General features: G+C 43.7%; 16 protein-coding genes. 11 read left to right on the top strand and 5 right to left on the bottom strand.

Features of this window, described 5'->3' with window-relative positions; genetic code table 11:
• Window positions 1-137: 137 nt before the first annotated feature.
• The gene (locus tag ADIAL_RS04730; protein ID WP_034300729.1) at window positions 138-1,055 is read right to left on the bottom strand and encodes an AEC family transporter; all 918 of its coding nucleotides are present in this window, start codon (window positions 1,053-1,055) and stop codon (window positions 138-140) included.
• A 133-nt stretch (window positions 1,056-1,188) separates the two neighbouring features.
• Between ADIAL_RS04730 and gloA2 the strand changes: the two genes are divergently transcribed.
• From gloA2 to ADIAL_RS11030, 6 genes are all read left to right on the top strand, one after another.
• Window positions 1,189-1,572: an SMU1112c/YaeR family gloxylase I-like metalloprotein gene (gene gloA2, locus ADIAL_RS04725; protein WP_034300726.1), complete on the top strand. Its 384-nt coding sequence runs from the start codon at window positions 1,189-1,191 to the stop codon at window positions 1,570-1,572.
• Window positions 1,573-1,883: 311 nt separating this feature from the next.
• A complete protein-coding gene (gene gloA / locus ADIAL_RS04720; RefSeq protein ID WP_034300724.1) occupies window positions 1,884-2,264 on the top strand; it encodes a lactoylglutathione lyase in 381 nt (126 codons plus the stop codon).
• Between the two features lie 62 nt (window positions 2,265-2,326).
• The gene (locus ADIAL_RS04715) at window positions 2,327-3,943 is read left to right on the top strand and encodes a gamma-glutamyltransferase family protein (RefSeq protein WP_051503725.1); all 1,617 of its coding nucleotides are present in this window, start codon (window positions 2,327-2,329) and stop codon (window positions 3,941-3,943) included.
• 38 nt (window positions 3,944-3,981) lie between these two features.
• Entirely contained in the window at window positions 3,982-4,869 is an 888-nt protein-coding gene (locus tag ADIAL_RS04710) for an ROK family protein (RefSeq protein WP_034300721.1), read from the top strand.
• 20 nt (window positions 4,870-4,889) lie between these two features.
• Window positions 4,890-5,534, top strand: a complete 645-nt coding sequence (locus ADIAL_RS04705) for an SGNH/GDSL hydrolase family protein (RefSeq protein WP_034300718.1) — start codon at window positions 4,890-4,892, stop codon at window positions 5,532-5,534.
• Window positions 5,535-5,903: 369 nt separating this feature from the next.
• A complete protein-coding gene (locus ADIAL_RS11030) occupies window positions 5,904-6,386 on the top strand; it encodes a YrhK family protein (protein WP_051503724.1) in 483 nt (160 codons plus the stop codon).
• 89 nt (window positions 6,387-6,475) lie between these two features.
• Here ADIAL_RS11030 and spx read toward each other — a convergent pair whose 3' ends face one another.
• Entirely contained in the window at window positions 6,476-6,886 is a 411-nt protein-coding gene (spx, locus tag ADIAL_RS04695) for a transcriptional regulator Spx (protein WP_034300715.1), read from the bottom strand.
• Between the two features lie 286 nt (window positions 6,887-7,172).
• Between spx and ADIAL_RS04690 the strand changes: the two genes are divergently transcribed.
• From ADIAL_RS04690 to ADIAL_RS04675, 4 genes are all read left to right on the top strand, one after another.
• Window positions 7,173-8,084, top strand: a complete 912-nt coding sequence (locus ADIAL_RS04690) for an aldo/keto reductase (RefSeq protein ID WP_034300713.1) — start codon at window positions 7,173-7,175, stop codon at window positions 8,082-8,084.
• A gap of 97 nt (window positions 8,085-8,181) precedes the next feature.
• Window positions 8,182-8,484, top strand: a complete 303-nt coding sequence (locus ADIAL_RS04685) for a phasin family protein (protein WP_034300711.1) — start codon at window positions 8,182-8,184, stop codon at window positions 8,482-8,484.
• Between the two features lie 69 nt (window positions 8,485-8,553).
• Window positions 8,554-10,149, top strand: coding sequence for an ABC1 kinase family protein (locus tag ADIAL_RS04680; protein ID WP_034300708.1), 1,596 nt, complete (start codon window positions 8,554-8,556; stop codon window positions 10,147-10,149).
• Window positions 10,150-10,197: 48 nt separating this feature from the next.
• Entirely contained in the window at window positions 10,198-11,184 is a 987-nt protein-coding gene (locus ADIAL_RS04675; RefSeq protein WP_034300706.1) for an aromatic acid exporter family protein, read from the top strand.
• Window positions 11,185-11,203: 19 nt separating this feature from the next.
• Here ADIAL_RS04675 and ADIAL_RS04670 read toward each other — a convergent pair whose 3' ends face one another.
• Genes ADIAL_RS04670 through ADIAL_RS04660 form a run of 3 tightly spaced genes read right to left on the bottom strand, consistent with a single transcriptional unit; the run spans window position 11,204 to window position 13,235 of the window.
• Window positions 11,204-11,611: a hypothetical protein gene (locus ADIAL_RS04670; RefSeq protein WP_034300704.1), complete on the bottom strand. Its 408-nt coding sequence runs from the start codon at window positions 11,609-11,611 to the stop codon at window positions 11,204-11,206.
• A 5-nt stretch (window positions 11,612-11,616) separates the two neighbouring features.
• The gene (gene floA, locus ADIAL_RS04665) at window positions 11,617-12,606 is read right to left on the bottom strand and encodes a flotillin-like protein FloA (protein WP_034300702.1); all 990 of its coding nucleotides are present in this window, start codon (window positions 12,604-12,606) and stop codon (window positions 11,617-11,619) included.
• Window positions 12,607-12,626: 20 nt separating this feature from the next.
• Complete coding sequence (locus ADIAL_RS04660) at window positions 12,627-13,235, bottom strand: NfeD family protein (RefSeq protein WP_034300700.1); 609 nt, start codon at window positions 13,233-13,235, stop codon at window positions 12,627-12,629.
• A gap of 242 nt (window positions 13,236-13,477) precedes the next feature.
• Between ADIAL_RS04660 and glgB the strand changes: the two genes are divergently transcribed.
• Complete coding sequence (glgB, locus tag ADIAL_RS04655) at window positions 13,478-15,394, top strand: 1,4-alpha-glucan branching protein GlgB (RefSeq protein WP_034300697.1); 1,917 nt, start codon at window positions 13,478-13,480, stop codon at window positions 15,392-15,394.
• Window positions 15,395-15,471: the final 77 nt, after the last annotated feature.

The following is a 15,471-nucleotide window of genomic DNA, read 5'->3' as shown; positions in this document are numbered from 1 at the left end:
ATCTGGTTGAGCGAAGTGGCTTATGTGTCAGCACAAAATTTCGTATCCAGTGAGCAGACAATAAAAGCCGCCGGGGATCCGTACACAGATGTGCAAAGGATCCCGGCGGCTTTCTGCTTAGAAAACAAGGGTAAGGTTCAAAATAAAAAAAGTGTGGCAAAGCTGATCATCAAAGGCATAGTGACGATTGAAAAGAAACTGGCAAGAATAATAATGCGCGCTCCGTACTCATAATCCCCGCCATAAATTTGGGAAAACAGGGCGGTGTTGACGGCTGTCGGTGTGCAGTTGGCAATGGCCAGCACGAGTAGAACGGAGGGGTGACTGATAGGCAGCAGCCAGATTAGGAGCAAAGCGACGGCCGGTGCAATAATCAGGCGAACAGCGACTGTCCAGTAGTTGGAGCGCACCAGAAAAATTTCTTTCAGCTGTGTCCGGGCCAAATATCCACCTAGCAGAATCATGCCGAGTGGAGAGCTAAGACCACCTATGGAATCCAGGCTGTCATAAAGAACCGGCGGAAGCGGAAGGCGAGTCAGGTAAAGGCCAAATCCAATAAAAGCACCGATACTTGCCGGATTGGTGAAAATCGACTTGAGTGTAATCGGCTGTCGTCCTTCAGACAGAATCCAGATGCCATAGGTGAACTGAAAAACAGCTGAGGTCACAATGTACATGGACAGAAAGAAAATCCCTTCATAACCGAGTATAGGTAGAACAATCGGGATACCCATAAAAGCCGTATTGGAGAATACGATGGCGTAGCGATCGATTTTGGATCGGTTTTTTAAAAGTGTATGAGCAATCAGAATTCGGGACAAAGTGATGGCCAATGAACCAATCAGAGCAGTGAATAGAAGCTGAAGATGATCAGCCTCGAAATCCTGCTGGAAGGACAGCACCAAAACGATAGGAATCAGTATTTTGGTCACGATATTAGCCAGTTGCTGGCTGCCGTCCATGTTGAGAAATTTAATTTTTACAAGTGCAAAGCCGAACATCATGATGAGAAACATTTGAAGAAGCTGTTCGAAAATAACGAGTGATATGTCCATTGAGTCGCCTTCATTCTATTGTATTGTTGGAAGAATATTGCTTTTCTTATCCTAATACTATACGCTCAATGGAGTACAAAAGCAAAGTCGAATGTATAACCTGAAATTAACAAGCGAAAAAGGATTTGAGAACATGCTATTTACTGATATTCACCACGTAGCTATTATCGCCAGCAACTATGAAAAGTCCAGGCACTTCTACAGTGAAATACTCGGGATGGAAATAATCAGAGAAGTTTACAGAGAAGAGCGTCAATCTTTCAAGTTGGATCTAAGAAGCGGTCAGGTCGGCATTGAACTGTTTTCTTTTCCTAGTCCTCCAGATAGACCCAGTGGGCCGGAAGCAACTGGTTTGAGGCATCTCTGCTTTGCGGTCGATAGTGTAGAGGGAGTAGTCAAGTACCTGAAAAGCAGAGGAATCGAAGTTGAAGAGGTGCGTGTCGACCCATACACTGAAAAGCGTTTTACTTTTTTTAAGGATCCGGACGGCCTACCGCTGGAAATTTATGCCAAATGATTGAGCGTGTGCTGCAGTTCTCCTGCAACCGCTAAGTATAAACGATAAAAAAGACCCCCTGTTTCCGCAGGGGGTCTTTCGCATAGAAAGGAGATGATTTATGAAAAAGAAAACTATTAGTACTGCGACTAACATGTTTCTAATTGAATGATAACGCATACATCTTGATTAGTCAACATCTTTTTTAAAATGAGTTAAAAATATTTTAACGCTTACAATCCCTCTATGTAAATATTTGCTCAAGACAGGTTTGCTTGACCTGACTTGTAAAGTAAGGCAAAATAAAAACATACTTTAAGGAGGAATGAATGATGAGCAAACGAATGCTGCACACATGTGTACGTGTAAAAGATCTGGATCAGTCACTTGAATTCTACTCGGATGTATTGGGGATGAAAGAAGTTAGAAGGCTGGACTATCCTGATTTCAAATTTACACTGGTCTACCTGGCATTGCCCGGCGACGAGGTAGAGCTGGAGCTCACTTACAACTATGATCAGTCAGAACCCTACGAACTGGGTAATGGCTATGGACATATTGCAATCGGTGTTGACAATCTTGAAGATACACACGAAGAATTTAGCCAGTCCGGTCAAGATGTCACGGAACTGAAAGGCCTGTCTGACGGAGCAGCGTCGTATTTTTTCATCAAGGATCCGGACGGATACAAAATCGAAATCATCCAATTGTAAGGTTATTAGAGAACAGATGCCGATCTTTGTGAGCGGCATTACATAGGCAGGGGGGAATGATTATGGGGAAATTGACTTACCAGGCAGATGCATTTCACTATGCGTCCAGAAGAGAGGTGGTCGTAGGCAAAAAGGGGATGGTCGCAACCTCTCATCCACTAGCAGCTCAAGTCGGACTGGACTTGCTGAAACAAGGGGGGAATGTAGTGGATGCAGCTATCGGTACAGCGGCTGCCTTGACCGTTGTTGAGCCAGGATCAAATGGAATTGGGGGAGATAGTTTTAGTTTGTTGTGGAAAGACAAACAATTACATGGGCTTAATGCCAGTGGCCCTTCACCTGCTGCACTGGATGCCGAGAAATATGTAAAAGATGAGACTATGTTCCCGCAGTTTGGCATTAATGCTGTTACAGTTCCGGGGGTGCCTGCAGGCTGGGTAGAACTGAGTAAAAAACATGGAAAACTTCCATTGAACGAGGTGCTGGAACCTGCCGCCCGACTGGCCGAGGAGGGTTTTGCGCTAACCGCTACGGTGGCTCGTTCTTTTAAACGGACCTACGACCGGCTTGGTAAGGAAAAAGAAAAGTATCCAGAACTAGCGACCTGGTTTGACGTGTTTTCTCCAGGCGAACAGCTGCCCAAGGCGCTGGATATCATCAAACTGCCAGGACATGCTAAGGGCTTGAGAGCCATCGGAAGGACGGCTGGACAAGCCTTCTATAACGGACCGATTGGCGAGGCAATCGATGCCTTTTCACGGACCTACGGAGGCACACTAAGATTAAAGGACTTAAAGCAGTACAAGCCTGAATGGGTAGAGCCAATTTCTATAGACTATAAAGGCTTTAAGGTATGGGAAATGCCGCCTAACGGTCAGGGGATTGTCGCACTTATGGCTTTAAATACACTTAAACAGCTGCCCAATACTCCCAGAGGGATGCCGGAAACGGTTCATAAGCAAATTGAGGCAATCAAACAGGCCTTTGCAGACGGGAACCTGGTGATTGCTGATTCCCGAGATATGCGTGTGTCTAAAAAAGACCTTCTTTCAGAAGAATATGCGAAAGCAAGGGCTGACGAGATGGGCCAAGAAGCTGCCTTGGCTGAACCAGGAATCAGGGATGCTTCAGGAACAGTCTACCTGGCAGCAGCAGATTCAGATGGGAATATGATCTCCTATATCCAAAGCAATTACATGGGCTTTGGATCTGGGATAGTTATTCCAGAGTACGGTGTCAGCTTGAATAACAGAGCTGTGGGTTTTTCTTTAGAGGAGGGACATGCGAATGTTCTGGCACCTGGCAAGCGCCCGTTCAATACAATCATTCCAGGTTTTCTGACCCAAAATGACCAGCCGGTTGGGCCATTTGGAGTGATGGGCGGGCATATGCAGCCTCAGGGTCACCTGCAAGTGATACAGGGGATGATCGATTATCAGCAAAATCCTCAAGATGCACTGGATGCACCAAGGTGGCAGTGGGTAAGTGGCCGTAAAGTGCTGGTCGAACCCTCCATGCCGGTGTCTATTATAGAAGAATTGAGAAGACGTGGACATGAAGTCAGTGTCGAACTGGATAAAGGCCAGTTTGGAAGAGGACAGGTAATAGTGAAGCGCGAAAATGGTGTGTATGTAGGGGGAACTGAGCCGAGAACAGACGGAAGTATAGCTGTCTGGTAAGGTCGTTTGCAGCCCTATAAAACAGTGGAGGGAAAAACATGGCAATTCTGGCATTTGATATAGGGGGTACAGCAGTCAAGTATGGAGTCTGGGTCAACGAATCTCTGGTAGGCCAGGATAAATTCCGGACCCCTAAAACCTGGATAGAAATGAAAGACAAGCTCGTTGGGATCAAGCAGTTTGTGGAGAGAGTGTATGAGCTTGAGGGAGTTGCGTTTTCAGCTCCAGGTGCGGTTAATCAGCAGGGGAGACAGATTGAGGGCATGAGTGCAGTCAGGTATCTGCATTTTTTCCCTATATACGATGAACTGGAAGCAGCTTTCGGTCTGCCGGTTAGTTTTGAGAATGATGCAAATTGTGCTGCATTGGCAGAAGTTTGGAAAGGGGCAGCGCGGTACAACAGTAATGTACTCTTTGTGGTCATAGGTACCGGCATAGGTGGAGCAGTGATTATCGATAAAAAAGTACAGCAGGGACAGCATTTGTCTGCGGGAGAATTTGGTTACATGTTGCTGGGTGAAGATAAAATTTTCAGTAGTGTGGGTACGGCTGTCGGTGTGGCTCGTCGTTATGCTGAAAGAAATGGACTTGATCCGGAAGAAGTAGACGGAAAAGAAGTGTTTGAACGGGCAACAGCGGGGGACACAGTCGCTTTAGAAGAAGTGAATACCTTTTTCAAATATTTGACGATTGGACTACACAATTTAGCTTATGCCTTTGATCCTGAGAAGATCATCCTTGGAGGTGGGGTGTCCAGTATGGAAGGTCTCGTTGAACGACTGGAAGTTGAATATGAAAAACAATTTGGCGGGCATGAATTTTCCATTTTCACACCTGTCATTGACACCTGTGATTTTAAAAATGATGCCAACCTGATTGGTGCGGTCTATAACTATCTGCAAAGAATCGAGCAAAAGGATGCTTAACTTTATAGGGAGGAAGCGCAGTGAACATAAATAAAAATGATAGGCTTTTATTTATCGGAGACAGCGTAACAGATGGTGATCGAAATAAAGAGGATGGAAAAGACATGGGTAAAGCCTATCCGCTCCTGATTACTGCTCATCTTAAACGCCTGTATCCCGAGAAACGCCTGACTTGTCTGAATAGAGGGGTGAGTGGAGACCGTTTAATCGATTTGAAAGACCGCTGGGAAGAAGACTGCCTAGCGATCAATCCAGATATTGTTACTGTATTGATTGGTATCAATGACACGCTTCAGAATCAGAACAAACAGAAGCCGATGCTCCAAAAAGAACTGGATGCATTTGAATCCAATTATCGTTTTTTGCTCAAGTCACTGCACCAGCAAACGGATGCTCGAGTCATACTAATGGAACCCTTTGTACTTCCTTACCCTAAGGATCGGGTCCATTGGCGGCAGGATCTTGATCCCCGAATTCAAGTAATCCGTAAGATGGCCAGGGAGTATCAGACAGAACTGGTTCCCTTGGACGGCTTGCTTAATGCTTGCGGGATCAGAAATGGCTTCAGTTATTACACTGGAGAGGACGGTATCCACCCTACCCTCGCTGGTCATGCAGTGATAGCTCAGGCTTGGCTGGATACTGTTATCAAAGGAAAAGCTTGACATCTGGTTATCTATGCAGTAGAATATTGGTTATGCGATGAGTCGAGGTACTCCACATGATGTGGAGACTTCTGCAGGATACAGATGCGCTGCATCACAACAGGAAGTTGGTATCGGAGAAAAATGGCTGTGAACCAATTTTTCTCACTTGTTCTTTGGACAAGTTGCACTTGGCTGGCTAAGCCAGCTAAAAAAGTGTACTCCCTTTGGGGGTACACTTTTTTTTGATGATATTGACGTAGAGCAGTAATGAATGTAATTAAAAAGTTAAACTGAAATTAGTTAAAAAGTTTCATCTTTAACTAATATAATGATAATATGTAAGTGGTTGACAAAGTAAAGACAGGTTTAACCGGAAAGGATCCATACATGCCAGAAATAGAAAAAAAACAACACGACCTGACTCCCGGTAAAGATGAAGATATCATTATAAAAGCTGGAGGCTTCCGTGTTTATTTCCAAAATTATTATACTATCATTTCTTTAGGGAACGATTTACTGACAGGAATGCTTTATCTTGTTGGCAGTCTGCTGGCGACGTTCACAGAAATGGAAACTGCGCCCATGTATCTTTATATTTTTGCCAGTCTTTTTCTTCTGATGAGACCGATTTTAAAAATCATTCACAGCGTATTTCTCTATACGGAAGATCAGTATCAGGAAGAGATATTGGGGAAAATAGCAAATAACCAAGAATCGGATCAGAAAGCAGCCAAAGGCAACGAAAATATAGACATAAAATCGGAAGATAAAGAGAGCTGTGAGGAAATCAGAAAATACGAAAATGAGCGGGCAGCAGAGCAGGAAAATGAATCAGAAAAAGAGTATAACGAAGGCTACTATGGAAACTAGAAAAGAGTAGAGAACTATAGGGGCCCATAGATGTTAGATCTGAAAAATCTAACGTCTGTGGGCCAGCTCAAAAGTCTCTACTCTTTTTATTATGCTGATTCTTCTACAGATAACTTACGGTGAATTTCCGCTAGCTCAAGTGCCCGAACTTTACGCGGAAGGAAGCAGCGAATTTCCTCTTCATTATAACCAATCTGAAGACGACGGTCATCCATGATGATAGGTCGGCGAATAAGACTCGGCTGATGCTCAAACAGTTCCAGCAGTTCGTTGAGGGAAAGGTCATCGATGTCTTTAGTCAAGGCCTGGTAAGCTTGCGAGCGGTAGGAGATGAGTTCACTGGTCCCCTCTTCAGTCAAGCTCAAAATCTGCTTGATTTCCTGTTTAGTCAAAGGTTCATGGAAAATGTTTTTTTCATTAAACTCCAGATTTTGCTCCTCCAACCATGCTTTAGCTTTTCGACAAGAGGTACAACTGGGTGACACATACAATGTAATCATTTCGTCACGACTCCTTTAGAAAAATTTCGCTCGCGCATTTTATGTACAAATTCAAGGATAAAATGTGAACGATTTGTTACAATACCTATTTTAAGACTAAGATTAAAAAAATGCAACACTTTTTGACACTTTTTTGACACAACTATTAAAAATTAATGAACGACATCAATCTGACACAATTCTGACACAAAGATATTTTAAACGATGAATTAACTCCCTCGCAGGTCTGGTAAACGCTATCTTTAGATAGTAAAATAGACCTATTCATACTATAGGAGGAAAAGAAGTGAAGACGATCCAACTTGGGAAAACAGGTGTCAATGTGTCAGAAGTGGCCCTTGGATGCATGAGAATGAACGATCTAAACACGCAGCAGGCTGTAGGTGTGCTCGAAACAGCTTATCAGGCCGGCATCAATTTCTATGATCATGCAGATATATATGGTAAAGGAGCTTCAGAGGAAATCTTTGCCCGTGCGCTCAAGACAGCTTCGTTCAGTAGAGAAGATATTGTTCTGCAGTCTAAAGCGGGAATCCGGTCAGGCTATTACGACTTCAGCAGACAGCACCTGACTGATTCGGTAGACGGCATACTTAAACGCCTCGATACGGATTATCTGGATACCTTTCTTCTTCACAGGCCCGATGCTCTTGTTGAGCCGGAAGAAGTTGCACAGGCCTTTGATGACTTACACAAAGCGGGAAAGGTCAAGCACTTTGGTGTGAGCAATCATAGTCCCTATCAGATTGAGCTGCTAAAGAAGCATGTCAGGCAGTCTATATCGGTTAACCAGCTGCAACTGAGTGTGACTCATACAGGTATGATTGATGCCGGGGTTCAAGTCAACACAAAAGAAGCGCAGTCGGTTGACCATGACCGCGGGATTCTGGATTACTGCCGACTCCATGACATCACAATCCAGCCTTGGTCACCGGTTCAGGGGCCTAAGGGTATTTTTCTAGATAATCCCGCCTATCCTGAATTAAACACAGAACTGAAGCGTTTAGCTGCAAAATATGACACAAATCCAGAGGCACTGGCGATTGCCTGGTTATTGAGGCATCCAGCCCAGATGCAGGTTGTCCTAGGCACGATGAATCCCGAACGCCTCGAAAACTATGCCTCTGCATCGGACATCACAATCAGCCGTGAAGACTGGTATAGCATCTACCGCCAGGCCGGTAACCCCTTGCCATAATTCTAAGGTCTATCGACAGTCTATTGTTTTTATCTGACAATTCTTTTGATGGATGGTATACTGTTTTTGTAAGATCAATACGGAAGGGGTTCTTCACATGATAGATGAAATCAAAAAAGCACTGCTGGTAGGGGTAGGGTCTACTGCCATTGCCTTGGACAAAGCTGTTGAACAGGTCGACAAGCTGGTCAGTCGTGGAAAATTAACTGTCGCTGAAGGTAAGAAACTGACGGAAGAATTGATCCAGAGAAAAAACAGAGAGGTTTCTCTAGAAGAAAAGGAAACACTTGAAGCCATTCTGCTGGAAATGAATGTTGCTCAGAGAAAAGATATTGAAGACCTCGAATCAAAAGTCGAAGAGCTAGAGCGCAAACTCACAGATAAATCAACAGAATCATAAAAAGGAGAGGTGTTGATCGAAATTCTGGTCAGCACCTCTTTCACCATGTTTAAGAAAGGAGGCACATACATGAAAAGTAACAGAGAACGATTGACGGAAATTGGAAGTGTGCTGACGTCTTACGGATTCGGACATATATACCGTACGCGGGTTAGAACAAAACACAAGGAATTTGATGCAGAAAATCTGAGGCTGGCTTTTGAAGAACTGGGTCCCAGTTTTATTAAGATCGGCCAGATTATATCTACACGTCAGGATTTGCTTCCGCCGTCTTATATTAGAGAAATGTCTAAGCTGAGGGATGATGCGCCTCCTTTTCCCTTTGACGATATGAGGAGAATATTTGAAGAAGACTTTAGAGAAAAGCTGGAGGAGGTATTTGAATGGGTCGATCCTTCTCCACTTGCTAGTGCGTCTGTGGCTCAAGTACATAGAGCAAGGTTTTATTCAGGTGAAGAAGTTGTGATCAAAGTCCAAAGGCCTGAAATTGAGGAAAATCTTTTAAGAGATATTCAGCTTTTTTCCAGAGTTGTCTCCGTTGCACCTGAGAGCGTCAAAGAGATGCTCGTAGATGTCAAATCGGCATTCAAGGAAATTGAAGAAACAACCAAAAGAGAATTGGATTTCAGAAACGAAGGACAGGCCTTGGTTCAATTCAGACGTTACAACAAAGAAGTGGGAGCAGTTGCTGCACCTAGACCGATGCTGCAGTATACGTCAAAACGAGTACTGGTGGAAGAATATGTTGAAGGCATAAGAGGGCTCGACGCTCAAGCTATCAGTGAAGAAGGTTATGACAAAAAAGATATTGGAGAGAAAATAGTCTACTCCTTTTTATCTCAAATTTTCAAGGACGGCTTTTTTCACGGCGATCCTCATCCAGGGAACATAGTCATCAAAGACAGACAAATCGTGTTTATCGATTTTGGTATCGTAGGGGAACTGTCCGACTCAGTTAAAGACAGCCTGATTAAGCTGATGCGGGCTATTGTTTTTGAGGATATCGACCAGCTGATCAATTTACTGCTACAGATGGCTATCACTAAAGAAAAAGTGGACCGCTTTGCTTTTAGTGAAGACTTACATGACTTTTATCAGTCCTATATTTCAAAAAGTTTCGGCCAGATTGACCTCAGTACTTTTTTCTCGGATGTACTGCACATTACGCATAAATACAAAATGGTCATGCCTAATGATTTTATCTTGCTGGCCAAGTCACTGACAATCATCGAAGGTGTGGTAAGTGATCTGCATCCGGACATTAATATCATGGAAATTGCTTCGACTTATATCAAATCCAGCAACGATATTAGTCTGATTGATTCTTTTTCCAAAGAAAAGTTGAAAGTCGGCATGTATCAGTTAGCTATGGATTCCTTCAGGCTTCCTTCAACATTGAAAAGAGCACTGGATACACTGAATAATGGACGTATGATGGTTCACATTGATCTGGTGCATTTTGAGGAAAAGTGGCGGGAAGTTAATAAAATGGTGAACCGGCTAGTCTTCGCACTCATTATTGCAGCGCTGATCCTGGCTTCTTCGGTCATCTTTGTCCTCTCTGAAGGCGCAGGAGTCTCCATTTTTGCCATTATTATATTTATAGGAGCCGGTATCATGGGGTTGTGGCTGCTTGTGTCGATTATTCGCTCCGGTACCCTGTAGCTATACCGGTCATAATGTAAAATAATAGAATGAAAGGACAGTCAGCTGATGACACTAAAAGAACGGACGTTTAAAATGGTCATGGCGACCTTGCTGTCTATTTATGCAGCCAATATGCTGCAGCTTGAACATGCTCTGGCGGCTGGGATTATAGCCATCCTGAGTCTGCTGGACACAAAAAGGGCCTCGTTTATTACAGCCTTTAAGCGGCTAGCCTCGACAGTAACGGCCTTTGCCATTGCTTCAATCGTGTTTTACTATATGGGGTTTACGGTTACTGCTTTTGGAGTATACTTATTTTTTTACGTGCCCATCGCTTACCGCTTTGGTCTGCAGTCAGGGATTGCCCCCTGTTCGGTTTTAGTCACCCATTTTATTGGTGCTCAGAGTATTGGTTTAGCCTGGCAGTACAATGGCTTTATGCTGATGTTTCTTGGAGCTTTGGCAGCTTTACTGCTGAATTTGTGGATGCCATCATACAAGAGCGAACTTGTGCGTGAAAAAGCTCTTATTGATTATTATTTGAGGTCTACACTCAGAAGCATTTCCAGACGTCTGTCGGGCGAAGAACTGGAAAAGGGTGTAATGGAAGAAATCAGAGAGGCTGAAGATCAGCTTCGCCTGACCAAGCAGAAAGCCCTCAATGAATATGATAACCAGCTTTTCAGCAAGAACGACTATCATATACGGTATCTGCATATGCGTGAACAGCAGTTCATACTTGTAAAAAAAATGATTCGTTCCCTCAATAATATAGAACTTAAAACATCTCAGGCGAGCATATTGGCTGAGATGTTTCAGGAAACGGCCGATCAGCTGAGTGAAAAAAACACGGGCCTGGTCTTGCTCGAATCAATCAGAAATTTATACAATCAGTTCCGGACCTCTAAATTACCTGAAACTAGAGAGGAATTTGAAAGTAGGGCTTTCCTGTTTCAGCTGCTTCATGATATAGAAGATCTGATAGAGTTGAAACGGGCTTTCTTTACTGAAGAAGAAAAAGATAAAAAAAGTGACGAGCTGTCCTCCGTTTAGGAGGGGCTCGTCACTTTTTTTATTCGTCACGCATGGACAGGGGCTTATCTAAAATTTCCTTGTAGATAACCGCCTGTTTCAGGTTTTTTCGATTCAGCCCTTTTTGACCTCTCACTTTTCTTTTCTTTTTGGTAGGCGAGAGGGTCACAACTTCTTTCATGGCCTTTTGAGTGTGACCTCTGCTATACCGTTCTCTAGCCGTTCGTCTATCGGGTTGCTTCTGCCTGTCTGGACGTTTGTTTCTTCTTTGATCAGACAGGTGATCACGGTTGTTCGATACCCGTTCATTATCGTTAGCGGCAGGATCCGAGTCTAAATTTTGTTCAACTGCAGTGGATTTGGTTGCTTTAACGAAGAGGGTACCAATGCTTGAGACAATCAGGAAAAATACAAACAGCTGTATGATGAAACTAATCATATACCCCATTTAAATCACTCTTCTTCTTCAGTTGACTGATCAGAGATCGCTGTCCTCATATCTGTGTCCGCATTGATGTTTTTCATTTTATAATAATCCATCACGCCAATGTTACCATTTCTAAGGGCTTCAGACATGGCAAGAGGAACCTTAGCTTCCGCTTCAACCACTTTAGCACGCATTTTTTGGGTTTCAGCACGCATTTCTTGCTCTTGGGCAATCGCCATCGAACGGCGTTCCTCTGCCTTGGCCTGGGCAATATTTTTATCTGCTTCTGCCTGTTCAGTTTGTAATTTTGCTCCGATATTACGTCCGACATCAACGTCAGCTATATCAATCGACAGAATCTCAAACGCAGTACCCGAGTCCAGACCTTTTCCTAAAACTGTTTTAGAGATCATATCCGGATTTTCCAGCACATCGGAGTGTTTGTCAGCAGAACCGACAGTTGTCACGACTCCTTCACCGACACGGGCAATGATGGTGTCTTCACCGGCCCCTCCGACTAAACGTTCTATATTGGCACGGACAGTGACTTTAGCTTTAGCGATGATTTCGATCCCGTCTTTTGCGACTGCCGCGATATCTGGTGTAACAATCACTTTTGGATTAACCGATACCTGAACAGCTTCAAATACGTTCCGTCCAGCAAGATCAATGGCAGCTGCCTTTTCAAATTCAAGTTCAATATCAGCTCGGTGAGAAGCAATCAGAGCGTCGATAACAGCATTGACGTTCCCTCCAGCCAGAAAATGTGCTTCCAGTTCGTTGGTGCTCAAGTTTAAGCCGGCTTTAGTGGCTTTAATCAGCGGGCGGATGATAGCATGAGGACTCACTTGGCGCAATCTCATTCCAACTAAAGTTCCGATGCTGACTTTAACACCGGAGAAAAATGCCGTTACCCAAAGACCGACGGGCACAAACCTCAGGAAAATGCTGATAAAAACAAGGATAAGCACGGCTGTTACGATAATTCCTATAAAACCATTATCTATTATATCCATATCTATTACTCCTATCTATTCTATTTTTTTCTGACAGTGATTTTAGTTCCTGTTACTTTATCAATGATCACCGGTGTATCTTGAGCAATATGACCGTCGATGCTCAGAACGTCATAGACATGTCCTTCATTGTCGAAACTGGCCTTTCCGGACGGACGCAGTGGAGTGAGTGCCAGGCCTTCAAGTCCCGCCGAAACGGCTGTTCGGCTCTCTTTTGACTCACTCTTGCTAGTCAGTCCCTGTAAATTTGTCTGCAGAATCAGTTTGTTCACATTTGTGAGTGAATAACCGTTTTTGACAAGGTAAAAGACAACACCTGAAGTAATGACAACAGACAAACTTAAATCTCTGACAGTCTGAGTAATATCTCCAATTGTCAGATACAGTCCTGATACAAGTAAAACCATTCCGACAATACCAGACAAACCAAACTCAGGTACAAATATTTCGAATACTATCAATAGTAGACCAGCAGTGAACAATATAACCGGTAACCACGTTTCAATGCCGATAAACCAGAAGTACACAGCTAAGCTGACAAGTGTTAGGCCTGTCCCGCTTTTTGCCAAAGGCGTCAGGACAGCCAGTGCGATACCAATAAAACCTAGTCCTAATAGGATTCCTTCCATTGTAAAATTCCTCCTCCCCAAAACAGTTCATGGTTACCTCTTGACATTCTTATCATACCATTTTAAAAAAATAAAGTCATCGGTCGCAGGATGTAGAGCGCTTTATTTTTACCAGACTACTCAGAGATTATAAGAGAAATAACTTGGTAATCAATGAGGACTGAGTTACAATAAGATTAGCGGGATGCCGCTATTATATAACAATGCAAGTGAAGGGTGATTTACATAAAGGGGGATAAATTATGGGAGATAGGCAGCATGTGTCTGAAGCTGAAGCAGCTTTGATGGAAGCCTCATATCTGTTCAATGAAGGCACGCAGTATGACAGTTACTTAACAATGGGATGCAGCAAGTCGATGGAGGGATACCGCTTTACGGTATGGGCTCCCAATGCGCAAGCAGTGTACTTAGTGGGTGATTTTAATCACTGGTCGGAATTGGATCTAATGCATCCACTCGGAGATACGGGGATATTTACGATTGAAGATAAGCGACCTGAAGAAGGGCAGCACTACAAATACAAAATTGTACAGGCAGACGGAACAGAAGCCTACAAAATCGATCCTTATGCCTATGCTTTTGAAGTACGGCCAGGCGATGCCTCGGTTGTTAGAGATCTTCCGAATAAGCAGTGGAAAGACGGTTTATGGATGGCCAACAGAAGACGACTGGAAATATACAGCCGTCCGTTGAACATTTATGAGGTGCACATGAGTTCCTGGAAACATCATGAAGACGGTTCGTGGTATACAATCAGAGAACTTCAGGAAGAGCTGATTCCTTTTGTAAAGAAAATGGGCTATACGCATATTGAATTTATGCCTCTAGTTGAGCACCCGCTGGATGCTAGCTGGGGCTATCAGGCGACCGGCTTCTTTGGTTTATCTTCTAAATTCGGTACGATGGAAGAGTTTCAGGACTTTGTGGAAGCAGCTCACCAGGCCAATATTGGTGTGCTGATGGACTGGGTTCCAGGACATTTTAACCGCAACATATATGGAATGGCTTACTATGACGGGACACCACAGTTTGAATATGCCGATCAGCAGCGTGCGGACAATAATCGCTGGGGGACTTTAAATTTTGATCTCGGAAAAAGTCAGGTGAGAAGTTTCCTTATTTCCAATGCTCTTTTCTGGATTGAGCAGTTCCATATCGATGGTCTAAGAGTGGACGCTGTCAGTAATATGCTTTATCTGGATTATGATATCGGGGAATGGACACCAAACGATGAAGGAACAAATGTCAATAAGGAAGGCGTTGAATTTCTTCAGCTTCTCAATACTAAAGTATTTGAAAGACATCCGGATGTCTTAATGATGGCCGAGGAAAGTACGGCCTGGGAAAAGGTAACCCAACCGGTACACGAAGGCGGTCTGGGATTTAATTACAAGTGGAACATGGGCTGGATGAACGATACATTGAAATTCTTTGAGATGGATCCGCTGTTTAGAAAAGATCATTTCAATTTAATTACTTTCTCTTTCATGTATACATTCAACGAGAATTTTGTTCTGCCTTTTTCACATGACGAAGTCGTACACGGTAAAAAGTCGATGATGAATAAAATGCACGGTGACCGCTATAATCAGTTTGCTGGTCTGCGAACAGTTGAAACTTACCGCATGGTCCATCCGGGCAAAAAGCTGCAGTTCATGGGAGCGGAATTTGGACAATATCTAGAGTGGAAATTTGATCATGGTTTGGAGTGGGGAAGTCTGAGTGACGATATGAATGCTCGTCACCTTGACTTTACAAAGCAGCTGAATGCCTTTTATAAGGAACATCGTGCCCTTTGGGAACACGACCATTCACCTGAGGGACTTGAGCTTTTGAGTGCCGAGAATGCGGATGAGACTGTGCTGTATTTTATTCGTAAAGGAAAAAATCCAAGAGACTTTCTGATTATTCTTTGTAACTTCGTTCCTGTTGAAAGGCAGCAAGTGACAATCGGGGTTCCTTTCAAAGGGCAGTACGAAGAAGTCTGGAATACGGAATGGGACGCACTGGGTGGGACCTGGACAGAATCGCAGGGAACGGTCAAGACCATTGAGACCCCTTGTCACAACCAGCCGTACAGTATCGACGTGATCCTGCCGGCATTGAGTGTGACCGTGTTCAAACCAAAAAGAGTTTACGGTGTACCAAAAAGCAAATAAAGACAACTAAGTGAGTATTTGCATTAAAAATTTGTTTTTCAAGGAGGGAAGGAAGGTCTTCGGACACTTCCGAAAAG

This window comes from Alkalibacterium sp. AK22, from assembly GCF_000585255.1.
Taxonomy (GTDB): Bacteria; Bacillota; Bacilli; order Lactobacillales; family Carnobacteriaceae_A; genus Alkalibacterium.
This window is presented reverse-complemented; position numbering and strand designations above follow the sequence as displayed.